General features: G+C 59.0%; 12 protein-coding genes. 6 read left to right on the top strand and 6 right to left on the bottom strand.

Annotated features, from left to right (window positions below; all coding sequences use genetic code 11):
* The first annotated feature begins 24 nt into the window (after nt 1–24).
* From nirB to rluB, 3 genes are all read left to right on the top strand, one after another.
* Nucleotides 25–2952, top strand: coding sequence for a nitrite reductase large subunit NirB (nirB, locus tag EH206_RS10830; RefSeq protein WP_009112806.1), 2928 nt, complete (start codon nt 25–27; stop codon nt 2950–2952).
* Nucleotides 2952–6830 (top strand): sulfite reductase subunit alpha, encoded by a 3879-nt coding sequence (locus tag EH206_RS10825; RefSeq protein ID WP_009112805.1) that lies wholly within the window; start codon nt 2952–2954, stop codon nt 6828–6830. Before nirB ends, EH206_RS10825 begins: the two co-directional genes overlap by 1 nt.
* A 228-nt stretch (nt 6831–7058) precedes the next feature.
* Nucleotides 7059–7943 carry a 23S rRNA pseudouridine(2605) synthase RluB gene (gene rluB / locus EH206_RS10820; RefSeq protein ID WP_009112804.1) on the top strand — a complete coding sequence of 295 codons (885 nt, stop codon included), beginning with the start codon at nt 7059–7061 and terminating at the stop codon, nt 7941–7943.
* A 603-nt stretch (nt 7944–8546) separates the two neighbouring features.
* Here rluB and cobO read toward each other — a convergent pair.
* The gene (gene cobO / locus EH206_RS10810; protein WP_009112803.1) at nt 8547–9137 is read right to left on the bottom strand and encodes a cob(I)yrinic acid a,c-diamide adenosyltransferase; all 591 of its coding nucleotides are present in this window, start codon (nt 9135–9137) and stop codon (nt 8547–8549) included.
* A gap of 17 nt (nt 9138–9154) precedes the next feature.
* On the bottom strand, nt 9155–9916 hold the full coding sequence (locus EH206_RS10805; protein WP_009112802.1) for a YciK family oxidoreductase: 762 nt from the start codon (nt 9914–9916) through the stop codon (nt 9155–9157).
* A gap of 325 nt (nt 9917–10241) precedes the next feature.
* Between EH206_RS10805 and sohB the strand changes: the two genes are divergently transcribed.
* Nucleotides 10242–11288 carry a protease SohB gene (sohB, locus tag EH206_RS10800; protein ID WP_009112801.1) on the top strand — a complete coding sequence of 349 codons (1047 nt, stop codon included), beginning with the start codon at nt 10242–10244 and terminating at the stop codon, nt 11286–11288.
* A gap of 58 nt (nt 11289–11346) precedes the next feature.
* Here sohB and EH206_RS10795 read toward each other — a convergent pair whose 3' ends face one another.
* Entirely contained in the window at nt 11347–11616 is a 270-nt protein-coding gene (locus tag EH206_RS10795; protein WP_009112800.1) for a YciN family protein, read from the bottom strand.
* Between the two features lie 500 nt (nt 11617–12116).
* On the opposite strand from EH206_RS10795, the gene topA reads away from it, so the two are divergent.
* The gene (gene topA / locus EH206_RS10790) at nt 12117–14714 is read left to right on the top strand and encodes a type I DNA topoisomerase (protein ID WP_009112799.1); all 2598 of its coding nucleotides are present in this window, start codon (nt 12117–12119) and stop codon (nt 14712–14714) included.
* Nucleotides 14715–15070: 356 nt separating this feature from the next.
* A complete protein-coding gene (gene cysB / locus EH206_RS10785; RefSeq protein ID WP_009112798.1) occupies nt 15071–16045 on the top strand; it encodes an HTH-type transcriptional regulator CysB in 975 nt (324 codons plus the stop codon).
* 41 nt (nt 16046–16086) lie between these two features.
* Here the strand turns inward: cysB and nth are convergent, their stop codons facing one another.
* The 3 genes from nth to rsxG are packed head-to-tail and all read right to left on the bottom strand — an operon-like array spanning nt 16087 to nt 18046.
* Nucleotides 16087–16722: an endonuclease III gene (nth, locus tag EH206_RS10780; RefSeq protein ID WP_009112797.1), complete on the bottom strand. Its 636-nt coding sequence runs from the start codon at nt 16720–16722 to the stop codon at nt 16087–16089.
* Complete coding sequence (locus tag EH206_RS10775) at nt 16719–17420, bottom strand: electron transport complex subunit E (RefSeq protein ID WP_009112796.1); 702 nt, start codon at nt 17418–17420, stop codon at nt 16719–16721. The genes nth and EH206_RS10775 overlap by 4 nt, the downstream gene beginning before the upstream one ends.
* Nucleotides 17417–18046: an electron transport complex subunit RsxG gene (rsxG, locus tag EH206_RS10770; RefSeq protein ID WP_009112795.1), complete on the bottom strand. Its 630-nt coding sequence runs from the start codon at nt 18044–18046 to the stop codon at nt 17417–17419. Before rsxG ends, EH206_RS10775 begins: the two co-directional genes overlap by 4 nt.
* Between the last annotated feature and the right edge of the window lie 8 nt (nt 18047–18054).

The raw sequence follows: 18054 nt of genomic DNA, 5'->3' as shown, positions 1-18054 counted from the left end.
CCAGCGGCTGTAGGGATTGATCTAATGAACAAGCCAGTTTTGGTGGTTATCGGCCATGGCATGGTCGGTCATTATTTTCTTGAGCAACTGGTCGAGCGCGATCTGCACCAGCGTTATCGCATCGTGATTTTTGGCGAAGAGCGCCGGGAAGCTTACGATCGCGTCCATCTTTCCGACTATTTTTCCGGCCGGACGGCGGAATCGTTGTCGCTGGTTAAAGCGGGATTTTTTGCCGCCAGCGGCATCGAACTGCGCCGCGGCGGTCAAATTACCGCCATCGATCGCCGGCGTAAGCGCGTTATTGATGCGCAGGGCGGCGAAACCGCCTATGACCAATTGGTCATCGCGACCGGCTCCTATGCATTCGTCCCGCCGATTGCGGGCAATACGCGTCCGGGCTGTCTGGTTTACCGTACGCTGGACGATTTGGACGCTATTGCCGAACAGGCGCAAAAATCCCAAACCGGCGTGGTGATCGGCGGCGGCTTACTCGGGCTGGAAGCAGCCAACGCCCTGCGCCAGTTGGGGCTGGAAACGCACGTCGTCGAATTCGCGCCGCGACTGATGGCGGTACAGCTGGATGAGGGCGGCGCGGCGATGCTGCGCCGTAAGATAGAGGCGCTGGGTGTGCGGGTGCACACCGGTAAGGAGACGCGGGAAATCGTCGACGGCGAGCAGGCGCGGCACCGGCTGCTTTTTGCCGACGGCGGCGCGCTGGAGACCGATTTGGTGCTGTTTTCCGCGGGAATTCGCCCACGGGATAATCTGGCGCACGACTGCGATCTGGCGAAAGGGCCGCGCGGCGGCATCGTAATTGACGACCGCTGCCGAACCTCGGATGACGCCATTTTCGCCATCGGCGAATGCGCGTTGTGGAAGGGGCAAATCTTCGGGCTGGCGGCGCCCGGCTACCAGATGGCGCGCAGCGTGGCGGATACGCTGGCGCAGCGCGATACATCGTTCACCGGCGCGGACATGAGCACCAAGCTAAAACTGCTGGGGGTGGAGGTGGCCTCCATCGGCGACGCGCACGGCCGCGCCGCCGGCAGCCAGAGCTATCAGTGGACGGACGGTCCGCACGACGTTTATAAAAAAATCGTGGTGTCCGCCGACGGCAAACGCCTGCTGGGCGCGGTGCTGATCGGCGACAGCGCCGACTACAGCACGCTGCTGCAAATGATGCTTAACGACATGCCGTTGCCGGCGCATCCGGAGAGTCTCATTTTGCCGGCCCGTTTTGGCGATGCGCCGCAAGGGCTGGGCGTGGCGGCGCTGCCCGCCGGCGCGCAGATCTGCTCCTGCCATAACATCAGTAAAGGCGATATCGCGGCGGCGGTGGCCGGCGGCTGTAACGAACTGGATGCGCTCAAGTCCTGCACCAGGGCGGGCACCGGCTGCGGCGGCTGTGTTCCCTTACTTAAGCAGGTGATGGAATACGAATTGACGCAGTTGGGCGTGGAAGTGAAAAAAGATGTCTGCGAGCACTTCGCCTGGTCGCGTCAGGAGCTGTATCACCTGATCCGCGTGCATCAAATTCGTTCATTCGACGAGTTGATCGCAGGTTACGGGCGCGGGTTGGGTTGCGAAGTGTGTAAACCGCTGGCGGCCTCCATGCTGGCGTCCTGCTGGAATGACTATCTGCTGCAACCGCAGCATTTGCCGTTGCAGGATACCAACGATCGCTTTTTCGCCAATATCCAGAAGGATGGCACCTATTCGGTGGTGCCGCGCGTACCGGCCGGCGAGATCACGCCGGCGGGACTGATCGCCATCGGCCAGGTGGCGCAGCGCTACAACCTGTACACCAAGATTACCGGCGGTCAGCGCGTGGATCTGTTCGGCGCGCGGCTGGAGCAATTGCCCGCTATCTGGCGCGAACTGATCGACGCCGGGTTTGAAACCGGTCACGCCTACGGCAAATCGCTGCGCACGGTGAAGTCCTGCGTCGGTTCGACCTGGTGCCGCTACGGCGTGCAGGACTCCACCGCGCTGGCCATTACGCTGGAGCACCGTTACAAGGGTTTGCGCTCGCCGCATAAAATCAAAATGGCGGTATCCGGCTGTACCCGAGAATGCGCGGAAGCGCAGGGCAAAGATATCGGCGTCATCGCCACCGATAAGGGCTGGAATCTGTATGTGTGCGGCAATGGCGGTATGAAGCCGCGTCACGCCGATTTGTTGGTCGGCGATCTGGATAGCGAAACCCTGATCCGCACCATCGATCGCGTGTTGATGTTCTATATCCGCACCGCCGATCGTCTCCAGCGCACCAGCAGTTGGCTGGATAATCTGGAGGGCGGTATCGACTACCTGCGCCAGGTGGTTCTTGAAGACAGCCTGCATATCGTTGAGGAACTGGATAAGGAGATGCAGCGCGTGGCGGATACCTACCAGTGCGAATGGCAAACCACGCTGGAAAGCCCGGATCGTCTGGCGTTGTTCCGCGCCTTTCTCAACAGCGATAGCCCGGACGAAGCGGTGGTGATGGTGCCGACGCGCGGCCAGATCCGGCCTGCGCAGCAGCATGAAAAGCCGCCGACGGCGCGCAGCCCGCAACCGGCGGAGCTGGAAACGGAGTGGGTTCGCATCGGCGCGTTGCAGGATATTCCCGCCAATGTCGGTATGGCGGCGCGCCTCGGCCGGCAGCAGATCGCGCTGTTCCATCTTCCCGCCGGCGAGCAACAGGTTTACGCGCTGGAAAACCACGAGCCGGGCAGCGCGGCGAACGTCCTGTCCCGCGGCCTGCTGGGCGACGTCGGCGGCGAACCGGTGGTAATCTCGCCGTTATACAAGAAGCGTTTCAGACTGCGCGACGGCGTCTGCCCGGATAACGCCGCGCTGCGCGTACGCGCCTGGCCGGTAAAAGTGGTGGCGGGGCAGGTCTGGGTCAATCGCCGGCCGTTGAACCTGTCTGACCCGCTTTGGGTAACCAGCCTGGCGGGGAATAGGTGATGGATGCCAAACCCACCACTGATGTAAAGAGCGTTTGCCCCTACTGCGGCGTCGGCTGCGGCGTGGTGATGCAGATACAGGATAATCGGGTGATCAAGGTCACGGGCGACAAGACGCATCCCGCCAACTTCGGCCGGCTGTGTACCAAAGGCAATAGCTGCGCTCAGGCGATTGCCGCATCGGGGCGGCTGGAACACGCCTACCTGCGGGCGCAACGTCTGCGCGAACCGGCGCGGGTCGATGTGCAGCAGGCCATCAGGGAAAGCGCGCGTCGGCTGCGCGCCATCATCGATAACCACGGCCCCGATGCGGTGGCGCTCTACGTCTCAGGTCAGATGTCGCTGGAGGCCCAGTACCTGGCGAACAAACTTGCCAAAGGCTTTATCGGCACCAACAACATTGAGTCGAACTCGCGCCTGTGCATGGCCAGCGCCGGCAGCGGCTACAAACTCTCGTTGGGAGCGGATGGGCCGCCTGGCTCCTATCAGGATTTCGATCGCGCCGATCTGTTTTTCGTCATTGGCGCCAATATGGCGGATTGTCACCCGATACTATTCCTGCGCATGATGGAGCGGGTCAAAGCGGGGGCGAAGCTGATCGTGGTCGATCCGCGCCGTAACGCCACGGCAGACAAGGCGCATCTGTTTTTACCGATCAAACCGGGCACCGATCTGGCCCTGCTCAACGGCCTGCTGCACCTGATTGTGCAAAACGGTCATCTCGACCGGGCCTTTATCGCCGAATTTACCGAAGGATGGGAGGAAATGCCGGCGTTTCTTGCCGACTATCCTCCGGAGAGGGTGGCGCGGATAACGGGACTGGCGGAGGACGATATCCGTAAAGCGGCGGCGTGGATCGGCACGGCGCCCGAATGGATGAGCTGTTGGACCATGGGGCTGAATCAAAGCACGCACGGCACCTGGAGCACCAATGCGATTTGCAATCTGCATCTGGCGACCGGCGCGATTTGCCGCCCCGGCAGCGGGCCGTTTTCCCTTACCGGGCAGCCCAACGCCATGGGCGGGCGCGAGATGGGTTATATGGGCATGGGACTGCCGGGCCAGCGCTCGGTGCTGGCGGATGAAGATCGCGCTTTTATCGAGGCATTGTGGGGGGTAAAAGCCGGGACGCTACGCAGCGATCTGGGCGGCGGCACGGTAGCGATGTTCGAGGCGATGAAGGCCGGCAAGATCAAGGCGTGCTGGATTATCTGCACCAATCCGGTCGCCACGCTGCCTAATCGTCACAATGCGATCGAGGGGCTGCGGGCCGCCGAGCTGGTCATCGCCCAGGATGCTTTTCTTGATACCGAAACCAACCGTTACGCGGATATTTTGCTGCCCGGCGCGCTGTGGGCCGAGGCCGAAGGCGTGATGATCAATTCCGAGCGCAATCTGACGCTGATGCGGCAGGTCGTCGACCCGCCCGGCGAGGCGATGGCGGACTGGCGAATCATCGCCGCCGTGGCCTGCGAGATGGGGTATGAACAGGCATTCAGCTATGACTCCTCCGAGGCGGTATTTGAAGAGATCAAGCGCGCCTGGAACCCGAACACCGGCTACGACATCCGCGGCGCAAGCTATGCGCGTTTGCGCCGGACGCCCGTGCAGTGGCCCTGTCCGCCCGACGATGACAGCGATCGCCATCCTATTCGCTATCTCAACGACGGCGTAAGCCAGAGGCTGAAAGAAACGCCGGACGGCGCGCGGCCGCGCATCGTATTCGCCACCCAAAGCGGTAAAGGCGTTTTTCTACCCCGGCCGGATAGGCAACCGGCCGAGATGCCGGACGACGCGTTCCCCCTGGTGCTGAACACCGGTCGCTTGCAGCACCAATGGCACACGATGACCAAGACCGGCAGGATCCCGATGCTTAATAAGCTCAATCCGCGGCCATTCGTTGAAATACATCCTGAAGACGCCGCCGCGCTCGGCATCCGCGATAAGGATTGGGTGGAAGTGCGTTCGCGGCGCGGGCGCGCGGTGCTGCCGGCGGCGGTGACCGATCGGGTGCGTCCCGGCAACTGCTTTGCGCCATTCCACTGGAACGATCTCTTTGGCGAGAATCTGGCCATCAACGCCGTCACCAGCGATGCGATTGACCCGATCTCCCTGCAGCCGGAATTCAAGTTCTGCGCCGTCGCCCTGACGCGCGTCGCACCACGAGCGTTATTGCGCCCGCCGGTCCGCGAGGAGCGCGCGCTATCGCCGCCGGCCGCGGCCCTTACTGCGGCATCGTCCTCTATTCTGGTGCTGTGGGCGTCATCGACCGGTAATGCCGAAGGCTTTGCCGCGCGGTGCGCCGAGCGGCTGACGGCGCAGGGCCATTGCGTCGCGCTTGCGGGCATGGCCGGTTTTAACGTGGCGGCGCTAAACGCGGCGCGGCGCGTGCTGTTGGTCGTCAGCACCTTCGGCGACGGCGATCCCCCTGACAACGGCGCCGCCTTCTGGACGGCGCTACAGGCGGAGGACGCGCCCAAACTGGATAAGCTGGCGTTTTCCGTGCTGGCGTTGGGCGATGCGAACTATGACCAGTTTTGCGGTTTCGGCCGCAGGCTCGATGCGCGACTGGCGGCGCTGGGCGCCCGGCGGATGTCGGCGCGGATTGACTGTGACGCCGACTATCAGGACGCCGCCAAAGCCTGGCTGGATAAGGTTGTCGCGGCGCTGGCGGGCGCCGGGATGGCCGCCGCCCCGGCGGCGATAGCGGCAGGCGAGGGCGCGGAAAAAATCACGGCCTCTTTAGTTACACTGTCACATGGTTTCAGCCGTAATGCGCCGCTGCGCACGCGTCTGGTGCTCAATCGGCGCCTCAACGCGCCCGGCGGGCAGAAAGAGACCAGACAATTCGCTTTCGACCTGAGCGGCCAGGATTTTAGCTATGAAGCCGGCGATGCGCTCGGCGTCTGGCCGACCAATTGCCCTGATCTGGTGAATGATATGCTGGCGCTTCTCAGGCTTGCGCCCTCGACGCGGGTCACGCTCGGGGATCGCGGTGACATAACGCTGGTGGAGGCGCTGTCGCAATATTGCGAGATTGCGCGCATCACGCCGGAGGTGCTGCAGTTCGTGTCCGAGCGATCGGGGCAGGCGGCGCTGGCTGGGTTGTTGCAGGAGGAACGCAAGGACGAGCTGAAACGGTGGCTGTGGGGAAGGCAGATTATCGACCTGCTACAGGCGTATCCGATTCGGACGCGGGCCGATGAATGGCTGGCGGTGCTCAAGCGTCTCCAGCCGCGTCTGTACTCGATCTCGTCAAGCCCGAAAGCTACGCCGCATCAGGTTCACCTGACGGTGTCGACCGTACGTTATGGCCGCGACGGCCAGCGACGGGGCGGCGTTTGTTCAACCTTTCTCGCCGATCGCGCGGGTTCCGTCGCGGTGCCGATTTTCGTTCACAAATCGGCCCATTTCCGGCCGCCGAACGACCCGGATACGCCCATGATCATGGTGGGTCCCGGCACCGGCATCGCGCCTTTCCGCGCCTTTTTGCAGGAACGCCGGGCCACGGGCGCAAAGGGCGCAAATTGGCTGCTGTTCGGCGAACAGCGGGCGGCGACCGATTTCTACTATCGGGAAGACCTGGCGGCGATGTGGCGCGACGGCTATCTGCATCGACTGGATACCGCCTTCTCGCGCGATCAGGACGAAAAGATCTATGTGCAGCATCGCTTGCTTGAACAGGGCGCCGAGCTGTGGCGCTGGTTGCAGGAGGGCGCGCACTTTTATGTCTGCGGAGACGCCGGCCGTATGGCCAGGGACGTTGACGTCGCGCTCAGGCAGGTGGCGCAGCGGCACGGCGCGCTGAGCGCCGAGGACGCGGCGGCCTATGTCGCAAAGATGGCGCAGGATAAACGCTATCTGCGGGATGTGTACTGAGCCGTATCCGCGATATTTCCCGCGCGCCGCTATTAAACTAGATGACCATTTATTCTAAAATTCGTGTAGTATGTCCGCCCGCGCGGTATTGCGCGTGACATATTTGCTTACCATGCCGTTTATCGGTAAATATTTCTATATCAACGGGTTAGGTTGATTTTTTGTTATAACCCGTTGTTCTTGAAGAATAACATGACGCCTGTGAAGGCGGCACTCAGAGGTTGCTCAATGAGCGAAAAGTTACAGAAAGTATTGGCGCGCGCCGGTCATGGTTCGCGCCGTGAAATAGAAGGTATCATTCAGGCCGGTCGCGTCAGCATTGATGGAAAAATCGCCACGCTGGGCGACCGCGTCGAAGTGACCAAAGCCACCAAAATCCGCATTGACGGCCATGTGGTTTCCGTGAAAGAAACCGAAGAGACCGTGTGCCGCGTGCTTATCTACTATAAGCCGGAAGGGGAACTGTGTACGCGCAGCGATCCCGACGGTCGCCCGACGGTATTTGACCGTTTGCCCAAGATACAGGGTTCGCGCTGGGTGGCCGTGGGCCGTCTGGACGTAAATACCTCAGGGCTGCTGCTGTTCACCACCGACGGCGAGCTGGCGAATCGCCTGATGCACCCCAGCCATGAAGTGGAACGCGAATATGCCGTGCGGGTGTTCGGTGAAATCAACGATGAGAAGATTAAACAACTGAGTAAAGGCGTGCAGTTGGAAGACGGCCCGGCCTCTTTCCGCACCATTCGTTATCAAGGCGGCGAAGGGCTGAATCAATGGTATAACGTTACGCTGACGGAAGGGCGCAACCGCGAGGTGCGCCGTCTGTGGGAAGCGGTCGGCGTGCAGGTCAGCCGCCTGATTCGCGTACGCTACGGCGATATCCAGTTGCCGAAAGGCCTGCCGCGCGGCGGCTGGTCGGAGATGGCGCTGGAGAAGGTGAACTATCTGCGCGCGCTGGTGCAGTTGCCGCCGGAAACGGAGACCAAGCTGCCGGTCGAACGCGAGCGCCGGCGGGTGAAAGCCAATCAGATCCGCCGGGCGGTAAAACGCCACAGCCAGGTGGCGCCGACGCGGCGCGCCTCGCCCAAGCCGAAGCGTAGCGGTCAATCTTAAGAAATTCCACCAGCCGTCATTATGACCCCATCCCAACCCTCTCCTTCGCAGGGGAGGGAGTCAGGCTCCTCCCCCTGGCAAGGGCTGTCTCTTATACACAAATCCAAGGAATCTTTAGCGGCCATGTGTATTCTGGTCTTGGGTTCATTCTTGGTTCTTTGTTTTTTGCTTTTCGTCGGCGTAAGAAATCACGCTGAGGTGGACGACCCCGCGAATGCGCCGCAGGGAAGCGGCGCAAGCCAGTGCCGCGTCGGACAAAAACGCCGGGAGCGTTTTTGAACAGCGCTTGCGCTGGCCCGGTAGGGCGAGTCTCAGGGATGAGACGAGTATTCCGTCACTGGCGGTTCGGGAAAGGGGGCGACCGCCGAAGGCATCGCGTCAGCGACGTGATTTCAGCCACAGCCCGGGTCCGGAGGGTGGTGGCGCTTGAACCACCCTGCGTCGGGCGCGTGCTGCGATATAGCAGAGAAATGACGGCCTTCTAGCGCACGAAATAGCGCTGAACTCACATATACCGTTAACAGTATATGTGACTAAGAGACAGGGCAAGGGTAAGGCCGGGAGGGGAACAGGGCGACGGTTCGCCGGCAACCGCCTGGTTCGTTACCAATCGATCCCCTGCTGCGCCTTGATGCCGGCCTCAAAGGCGTGTTTTACCGGCCGCATCTCGGTGACGGTGTCCGCCATCTCCAGCAAATCGCGATGACATCCCCGCCCGGTGATAATGACCGTTTGTCCCGCCGGGCGATGGCGCAGGGCGTTCACCACCTCTTCCAGTTCCAGGTAGCCGTAGCTGATCATATAGGTCAGTTCATCCAGCACCACCAGATCCAACTGCGGGTCGGCCAGCATGCGTTTGCCGTGCTGCCAAACCTTGTGCGCGGCGTCGGTATCGGTGTGGCGATTCTGCGTTTCCCAGGTAAAGCCGGTAGCCATAACCTGAAATTCCACCCCGTGTTTTTGCAGCAGGTTTTTTTCGCCGTTCGGCCACTCGCCTTTGATGAACTGGATAACCCCGGCCCGTAAATCATGCCCCACGGCGCGGGTAACGGTGCCAAAAGCCGCGGTGGTTTTCCCTTTGCCATTGCCGGTGAAAATCATCAGGATGCCGCGTATTTCGCTGGCGGCGGCGATGCGGGCATCGACCCTTTCTTTTATACGTTGCTGACGTTGTTGGTGACGTTCATCACTCATGCCGCATTTTCTCCTGACTATTCGGCCGGGCCTGATTTTCTGCCCGGCTGCGCATCGAAACTCATACCGGTTTTACGGCGGCTGTCGTCGCCCATCAGATAAAGGTAGAGCGGCATGATATCCGCAGGGGTCTTCAGTTTCTCCGGGTCTTCATCGGGAAATGCCGCTGCGCGCATGCCGGTGCGCGTCCCGCCGGGATTGATGCAGTTTACCCGCAGATTCTGCTGGCGGTACTCGTCCGCCAATACCTGCATCATGCCCTCGGTGGCGAATTTCGATACCGCGTAGGCGCCCCAGTCGGCGCGCCCCTGGCGGCCCACGCTGGAACTGGTGAACACCAGCGACGCGCCGGGGGATTTCAGCAGCAGAGGCAGCAACGCCTGGGTCAGCATAAAGGTGGCGTTGACGTTCACCTGCATTACATCGTGCCAGATATCCGCCGATTGCCGCGCCATCGGCGCAATCTCCCCCAGCAGCCCGGCGTTGTGCAGTACGCCGTCCAGACGGGGCGTCACCTGGGCCAACTCATCGGCTAGCTGAAAGAACCGCGCCGAATTGGTCGTTAACATATCGCAGACGATAATGTGCGCTTGCGCGCCGTTTTCTTCCTGAATTCGTTGCTTAACCGCCTGAAGTTTACTTTCGGTACGGCCCAGCAGAATAAGGCGGGCGCCGAAGCGGGCGTAGGTAAGCGCGGCTTCACGACCGATGCCGTCACCGGCGCCGGTGACCAGGATGATTTTCTGTTGCAGCAGGTCGTTTTGAGGCGTGTAGTACAAGGGTAATTCCTCTTACAGACGGAGCGGATACCTTTGGTAAAGCGAATCGTTAACGCGCAGCCACGGCATCTGGCTGAAAAGGCATCCGATAAATAGGATGAGTTGACGGGTTTTATGCCTTAAATAGCCGGTATTTTCAATGAGACTGGCGCCATTTCTTGGCGCGGTTGCGTTAAAAAGCAGCGGAAAGCGGCGCGATAGGGTGAATAACATCGCCATATTGCCTGTCTTACGCTAGCTTAAAGGTTTGGCGTATGATGCCGGCCACCAGGTTGGTTAGCATAATCAAGATGATATTAATACTCAGTCAATGAGGGCGGTATTTGTGGAATTACTTTCTCTGTACGGTTTATTCCTGGCTAAAGTGCTCACCATCGTCGTATTTATTGCGGCGCTGGTGATTTTGGCCGTCGGTGCGACACAGCGTAAACGTCAGCGCAAAGGCGAATTACAGGTGGTTAACCTGGGCGAGCAGTACCGCGATATGCAGCGGGAGATGCGCATGGCGTACCTGGGCGACGCTGAGCGCAAGCTGTTGTCCAAACAAGAAAAGAAGAAAGAAAAAGCCAGGGCCAAACAAGAAAAACGGCGCGCCAGGCGCGGCGAGGAAAAAAGCGCCAAACCCTGCCTGTACGTGCTGGATTTCAACGGCAGCATGGACGCCGGCGAAGTGAGTTCGCTGCGCGAGGAGGTCTCGGCGGTGTTGGCGGTGGCCAAGCCGCAGGATGAGGTGTTGTTGCGCCTCGAAAGTCCGGGCGGGGTGGTTCATGGCTACGGTCTGGCCGCTTCGCAACTGCAACGGCTGCGCCAGGGCGGCATTCGCCTGACGGTGGCGGTGGATAAAGTGGCGGCAAGCGGCGGGTATATGATGGCCTGCGTCGCCGACCGTATTGTCGCCGCGCCCTTCGCCGTGGTCGGGTCAATCGGCGTGGTCGCCCAGATCCCCAACTTCAACCGTTTGCTGAAAAACAAGGATATCGACGTTGAGCTGCACACCGCCGGGGAGTTTAAACGTACCTTGACGCTGTTCGGTGAAAATACCGAGCAGGGACGGGAGAAATTCCGCGAAGACTTAAATGTTACCCACGGCCTGTTCAAGCAGTTTGTTCATCAGATGCGCCCCTCGCTGGATATTGACGCGGTGGCGACCGGCGAGCACTGGTTTGGTACGCAGGCCAAAGATCTGGGGCTGGTTGACGCGATCGGCACCAGCGACGATCTGCTGATCGCCGAAATGGCCAATCACGAAGTGCTTAGCGTGCGCTACACGCGGCGTAAGCGCCTGCTGGATCGGCTGACCGGCAGCAGCGGCGACACCCTTGAACGGCTGATGCTGCGCTGGTGGCAGCGCGGCAATAATCCGCTGTTGTAATCAAGGCGGCCGCATAATGTTACCGTCCGGCGCCCGCGGGTTATCGCGGGCGCCGTCGTTAATCGACCAGATAGTATTTTTCCGACAGCACATGCGCCAGATGCTTGAACATATTGAACACGGCGGTGGTTTTTAACGTCGGCAAACCGTTTTCATCGAGAAAAAATTCGCCGCGGAAAACCAGCACGCCGTTTTTCTGCTCGACATCATCGGCCGCCATGCCGTGCAGATAGTCGTCATGACTCTTGATAATGGCATTGGCTTCGGCCAGCAGGGTCTGGCGGTCGATAGGTGATTTTTCTACGCTAAACTGCATTTCATCGGACATTTATTACCTACTCCCAGGTCGCTTTTAAAGCGATAGCGCGTGTATCGGGCCTGCGTCCAGGTTATGGAAAAGAGGACGCCATAACGGTTCGAACGCTATCCAAAATGGTGCTTCTGCGGCGGATTTTATCACAAATGCACTAAGTTTTAGTCACTTGCCTGCCGATACTGAGTTCACCGTCGGGTGGCTAAAACCGCTTTTCCATGCTAATTAAGTTGCGTGACGACATTTATCAGGTAGAGTGTGGGATTTTGCGCGGTCAGTGGAATAAATTCTTTACGTCAAAGCAGTCCGTGTTTATCCGTTGTTGCAATAAAGGCGTTACTATTCAGACCGAACATGCGGGTTACGGAAGATTATTTGGGTGGAAACGCTCACCTGTAACGGATAAGCGAACGGCGCCGTAACCGATAATTAATCGAGTATCCGCCCTTGTCACTGCGGCGGGTGCCTCCAAAAGATATCTGATTTTCAGAAGAATCCAGCAGGTAATAGTACATATGGGTAAAGCTCTCGTTATAGTTGAGTCCCCGGCAAAAGCCAAAACGATCAATAAGTATTTAGGCAATGACTACGTGGTTAAATCCAGCGTCGGTCATGTGCGCGATCTGCCGACCAGTGGCTCAGCCAGTAAAAAGAGCGCGGACTCAACCAAAGACAAAACCAAAAAAGCCGTCAAAAAGGATGAGAAGTCCGCGCTGGTGAACCGCATGGGCGTCGATCCCTATCACGGCTGGAAAGCCGATTACGAAATTCTGCCCGGTAAGGAAAAAGTGGTTTCCGAACTGAAAACGCTGGCGGAAAACGCCAGTCATATCTATCTGGCGACCGACCTTGACCGCGAAGGGGAAGCCATTGCCTGGCACCTGCGGGAAATCATCGGCGGCGACGATAAGCGTTTCAGCCGCGTGGTGTTTAACGAAATCACCAAGAATGCGATCCGCCAGGCGTTTGAGAATCCGGACAAGCTGAATATCGACCGCGTTAACGCGCAGCAGGCCCGCCGGTTTATGGATCGGGTGGTGGGCTATATGGTTTCGCCGCTGCTGTGGAAAAAGATTGCCCGCGGGTTATCCGCCGGACGGGTGCAATCGGTGGCGGTGCGGCTGGTGGTCGACCGCGAGCGTGAAATCAAGGCCTTTGTGCCGGAAGAGTACTGGGAGCTGCACGCCGAGCTACTGGCGGGCAGCGACACCCAACTGCAGATGCAGGTCACGCATTATAACGGCAAGCCGTTCAAGCCGGTCAATAAAACCCAGACCCAAGCCGCCGTCAGCCTGTTGGAAAAGGCTGATTATGCGGTGGCGGAGCGGGAAGACAAACCCACCAGCAGCAAGCCGGGGGCGCCGTTTATTACCTCCACGCTGCAACAGGCCGCGAGCACCCGTTTGGGCTTCGGGGTGAAAAAAACCATGATGATGGCGCAACGGCTGTATGAAGCGGGCCACATCACCTATATGCGTACCGACTCGACCAACCTTAGCCAGGATGCGCTGAGCATGGTGCGCGGCTATATCGGCGATGAATTCGGTAAACGCTATCTGCCGGACGCCGCCAATCACTACAGTAGCAAAGAGAATTCGCAGGAAGCGCACGAAGCCATCCGTCCTTCCGATGTGAAAGTGCTTGCCGAGCATCTTAAGGATATGGAAGCGGATGCGCAGAAGCTGTATCAACTGATCTGGCGGCAGTTTGTGGCCTGTCAGATGACGCCGGCGCAATACGATTCCACCACGCTGATTGTTGAGGCGGCGGGTTATCAACTGCGCGCCAAAGGGCGCACCCTGCGTTTTGACGGCTGGACGAAAGTGATGCCGGCGCTGCGCAAGAATGATGAAGATCGCACGCTGCCGACCGTCGCCGTCGGCGAGCGACTGGCGCTGCAGAAGCTGTTGCCGGGGCAGCATTTTACCAAGCCGCCCGCCCGCTACAGCGATGCGTCGCTGGTCAAGGAGCTGGAAAAACGCGGCATCGGCCGGCCATCCACCTACGCCTCGATTATTTCGACCATTCAGGATCGCGGCTACGTTCGGGTGGAGAATCGTCGCTTCTATGCGGAAAAAATGGGCGAGATCGTCACCGACCGTCTGGAAGAGAACTTCCGTGAACTGATGAGCTACGATTTCACCGCGCGCATGGAAAGCAGCCTGGATCAGGTGGCGAATAATCAGGCGCAGTGGAAAGCGGTGCTGGACGCGTTTTTCGCCGAGTTCAGCCAGCAGTTGGAAACGGCGGAGCAGGATCCTGAAAAAGGCGGTATGCGCCCCAACCAGATGGTTCTGACCAGCATCGACTGCCCGACCTGCGGACGCAAAATGGGTATCCGTACCGCCAGTACCGGGGTGTTCCTCGGCTGTTCGGGTTACGCGCTGCCGCCGAAAGAGCGTTGCAAAACCACCATCAACCTGATCCCGGAAGCGGAAGTGCTTAACGTGCTGGAAGGGGATGAGGCCGAAACCAATGCGCTGCGCGCCCGGCGGCGCTGTGGCAAATGCGGCACGGCGATGGACAGCTACCTGATTGATAATCAACGCAAGCTGCACGTCTGCGGCAATAACCCGGTGTGCGACGGCTACGAAATCGAAGCCGGCGAGTTCCGCATCAAAGGCTATGACGGCCCGGTGGTGGAGTGCGAAAAATGCGGTGCGGAAATGCATATGAAAATGGGCCGGTTTGGTAAATATATGGCCTGCACCAACGACGCCTGCAGCAACACGCGCAAAATTCTGCGCAACGGCGAAGTGGCGCCGCCGAAAGAAGATCCGGTTCCGTTGCCGGAGCTGCCGTGTGAAAAGTCCGATGCCTATTTCGTGTTGCGTGACGGTGCGGCCGGCGTTTTTCTGGCGGCCAATACGTTCCCGAAATCCCGCGAGACGCGCGCGCCGCTGGTAGAAGAGCTGAAACGCTTTAAAGATCGCCTGCCGGAGAAACTGCGTTACCTGGCGGATGCGCCGGTTGCCGATAAAGACGGCAACAAGACGGTGGTGCGCTTTAGCCGTAAGACCAAACAGCAATATGTCTCCTCGGAAAAAGAGGGCAAAGCGACCGGATGGTCGGCGTTCTATATCGACGGCAAGTGGGTGGAAGGCAAGAAATAGTCACGCCTTAGCCGCTTATTGCGTACCAAGCCAGCCTTTTTAGGCTGGCTTTTTTGATCTGGGTAAGGAGAGCGCGATTTATCCGAGAGGATAATCATCCGCTGCGATACCCTCTATTCTTGCGCGTGGCGGCGTGTTGGCTTCTTGCGCCATCGGTGATAATTTTCCTGAACCGACGCTTTCTTGCGCAACACCATCCGATGGTGGTTATATAAAAACTATTTTTATGATTAAATGACATTAATTGATGAAAATATGCACCAGACGACAACGGTGCAACAGCATATTTCAGAAAAGGGAACATCGTCAGAATTTTGGATGCCGTGCGCATAATTCAATTAATAATGGGATAAATTATGAAACTGCAACAGCTTCGTTATATTGTTGAAGTTGTTAATCACAACCTGAATGTTTCTTCTACCGCGGAAGGGTTGTACACCTCTCAACCTGGGATCAGCAAACAGGTCAGAATGTTAGAGGATGAGCTGGGGATTCAGATCTTTGCCCGCAGCGGCAAGCATCTGACGCAGGTGACCCCGGCCGGACAGGAAGTCATTCGTATTGCGCGTGAAGTCCTGTCAAAAGTTGACGCCATCAAGGCCGTCGCCGGGGAGCACACATACCCGGACAAAGGCTCGCTGTATGTCGCCACCACCCATACCCAGGCGCGCTATGCGTTACCCGCCGTGATTAAAGGATTTATCGAACGTTACCCCCGGGTATCGCTGCATATGCATCAGGGGTCGCCGACGCAGATAGCGGAAGCCGTGGCCAAGGGAACGGCGGATTTCGCCATCGCCACCGAGGCGCTGCACCTCTATGATGATTTAATCATGCTGCCGTGTTACCACTGGAATCGCGCCGTGGTGGTGAAGCCGGACCATCCGCTGGCCTCTAAGACCGATATCACCATTGAAGAGCTGGCCGCTTATCCGATAGTGACCTACACCTTCGGCTTTACCGGGCGTTCGGAGCTGGATACGGCCTTTAACCGCGCCGGGCTGACGCCGCGCATCGTGTTTACCGCTACGGACGCCGACGTGATTAAAACCTACGTTCGTCTGGGGCTGGGGGTCGGGGTGATCGCCAATATGGCGGTGGATCCGCAGATAGAAACGGATCTGGTGACCATTAACGCGAACGGTATTTTTAGCTACAGCACCACCAAAATCGGCTTCCGCCGCAGCACCTTCCTGCGCAGTTATATGTATGACTTTATTCAGCGATTCGCGCCGCACCTGACGCGCGACGTGGTGGATAGCGCGGTGGCGCTGCGTTCCAATGACGAAATCGAAGCGATGTTTAAAGATATCGCGCTGCCGGTGAAGTAACCGGCAGCCGGAGTGTCATGCCCGCTCAGGCGGGCATTTACTCAGGCGTAAACCTTATCTTTGTATTCGCACAGATCTTCGATCAGGCAGGAGCCGCAGCGCGGCTTACGGGCAATACAGGTGTATCGTCCGTGCAGGATCAGCCAGTGGTGGCAATCAACCTTGAATTCGGCCGGCACCACCTTAAGCAGCTTTTCTTCAACCTGTTCGACGTTTTTGCCCGGCGCGAAGCCGGTGCGGTTACAGACGCGGAAAATATGCGTATCCACGGCGATGGTCGGCCAGCCGAACGCGGTATTGAGCACCACATTGGCGGTTTTGCGGCCCACGCCGGGCAAGGCTTCCAGCGCCGCGCGATCTTCCGGCACCTGGCCGTGGTGCCGTTCTATCAGTATGCGGCAGGTCTTAATCACATTTTCGGCTTTACCGTTAAACAGGCCGATGGTCTTAATATAGGCCTTTACGCCGTCAACCCCCAGCGCCAGCATGGCCTCCGGGGTGTTCGCTACGGGGTAGAGCCTGGCGGTCGCTTTATTGACGCTGACGTCGGTCGCCTGCGCGGAAAGCAAAACCGCAATCAGCAGTTCAAACGGCGTGGCGAATTTCAGCTCCGTCGTGGGGTGGGGATTATTGGCGCGCAGCCGGCTTAAAATCTCAATCCGTTTGAGTTTATTCATAACGTTTCCCTGATTACTCCCGTCGATGCGGCTTTAACCTCTGTCGCCGCGTTAACCTTGCGCTGTTTCATTTTTTCATCAATCAGATATTTGGCCGCCAGCAGCAGCCCCAGTCCGATAAAGGCGCCGGGAGGAAGCATGGCGAGCAGGAACGGCGACTCCAGATGCATCACCTCGATGCGCAACGCTTTGGCCCAGTCACCCAGCAGCAAATCGGCGCCGTCGAACAAGGTGCCGTTGCCGAGAACCTCGCGCAGGGCGCCTAAGACAAACAAGGCGCTGGTGGCTCCCAGCCCCATACCCAGACCGTCCACCGCCGAAATCCCCACCGGATTTTTAGCCGCGAAAGCCTCCGCGCGGCCGATAACGATACAGTTGGTGGCGATGAGCGGAATAAAGATGCCCAGCGACTGGTACAGCCCGTAGGCGTATGCATTGATCAGCATTTGTACCGTACTGACCACCGCGGCGATCAGCATGACGTAAATCGGAATACGGATTTCAGCCGGCGCCCAGCGCCGCAGCGCGGAAACGGCGACGTTGGTGAGAACCAGCACCAGCGTCGTCGCCAGTCCCAACCCCAGGGCGTTGGTGGCGGTCGAGGAGACCGCCAGCAGCGGGCACAGTCCGAGCAACTGCACCAGCGCCGAGTTGTTTTTCCACAATCCCTGGATCAGCAGATGTTTGGCTTCACTCATTGATTCTCTCCACATTCGGGCAGGGAATTAAGCTGCGCAGGCAGCGTTTTCAGGTACAGCGTGCTGCGTTTTACGCTGTTGATCACGGCGCGCGGCGTAATGGTGGCGCCGGTAAACTGATCGAACGCGCCGCCCTCTTTTTTCACCGCCCAACGGGCATCATGGCTATTTTGCACGCTTTGGCCGCTAAAGCGCGTAATCCAGTCTGAAATGCGCACCTCAATCTTATCACCCAATCCCGGCGTTTCGTGATGTTCGGTAACGCGGGCGCCCAGCACGTTGCCGTTGAAATCGGCGCCGACCAGTAAGTAGATGGCGCCGGAATAGCCGTCCGGGGCAATACTTTCCACCGCCGCCGCGACGGGCGCACCGTCTTTGCGGGCAATGAAAACCCGCTGGGCGGAGGCGGTACCAAGGGCCGAATCAGTGACAATGTAACATTCCCGCTGCATGTCGTTATTATATAACTCGGCGGGAACCACTTGATCCAACAGCCTCTTTTGCTGCAATGCCGTCTGCTGTGCGATGGTCGGCGCGGTCAGGCTGTTGACCACGGCGGTAAGCGCGGTGGTGCCGGCGGCGAAAATGGCCAGCGTGGTCGCATGGCGGCGCATCGTAGCGAACATGATAACTC

It is taken from the genome of Brenneria nigrifluens DSM 30175 = ATCC 13028 (genome assembly GCF_005484965.1).
Taxonomy (GTDB): domain Bacteria; phylum Pseudomonadota; class Gammaproteobacteria; order Enterobacterales; family Enterobacteriaceae; genus Brenneria; species Brenneria nigrifluens.
Note: the sequence above shows the minus strand (reverse complement) of the source record. Positions and strands in the feature narration are given on the sequence as shown.

What these genes read in the sequence shown, in the direction of transcription:
- nirB (WP_009112806.1), top strand. Translation starts at nt 25, where the DNA reads ATGAACAAGCCAGTTTTGGTGGTTATCGGCCATGGCATGGTCGGTCAT.
- EH206_RS10825 (WP_009112805.1), top strand. Translation starts at nt 2,952, where the DNA reads ATGGATGCCAAACCCACCACTGATGTAAAGAGCGTTTGCCCCTACTGC.
- rluB (WP_009112804.1), top strand. Translation starts at nt 7,059, where the DNA reads ATGAGCGAAAAGTTACAGAAAGTATTGGCGCGCGCCGGTCATGGTTCG.
- cobO (WP_009112803.1), bottom strand. Translation starts at nt 9,137, where the DNA reads ATGAGTGATGAACGTCACCAACAACGTCAGCAACGTATAAAAGAAAGG.
- EH206_RS10795 (WP_009112800.1), bottom strand. Translation starts at nt 11,616, where the DNA reads ATGTCCGATGAAATGCAGTTTAGCGTAGAAAAATCACCTATCGACCGC.
- topA (WP_009112799.1), top strand. Translation starts at nt 12,117, where the DNA reads ATGGGTAAAGCTCTCGTTATAGTTGAGTCCCCGGCAAAAGCCAAAACG.
- cysB (WP_009112798.1), top strand. Translation starts at nt 15,071, where the DNA reads ATGAAACTGCAACAGCTTCGTTATATTGTTGAAGTTGTTAATCACAAC.
- nth (WP_009112797.1), bottom strand. Translation starts at nt 16,722, where the DNA reads ATGAATAAACTCAAACGGATTGAGATTTTAAGCCGGCTGCGCGCCAAT.
- EH206_RS10775 (WP_009112796.1), bottom strand. Translation starts at nt 17,420, where the DNA reads ATGAGTGAAGCCAAACATCTGCTGATCCAGGGATTGTGGAAAAACAAC.
- rsxG (WP_009112795.1), bottom strand. Translation starts at nt 18,046, where the DNA reads ATGTTCGCTACGATGCGCCGCCATGCGACCACGCTGGCCATTTTCGCC.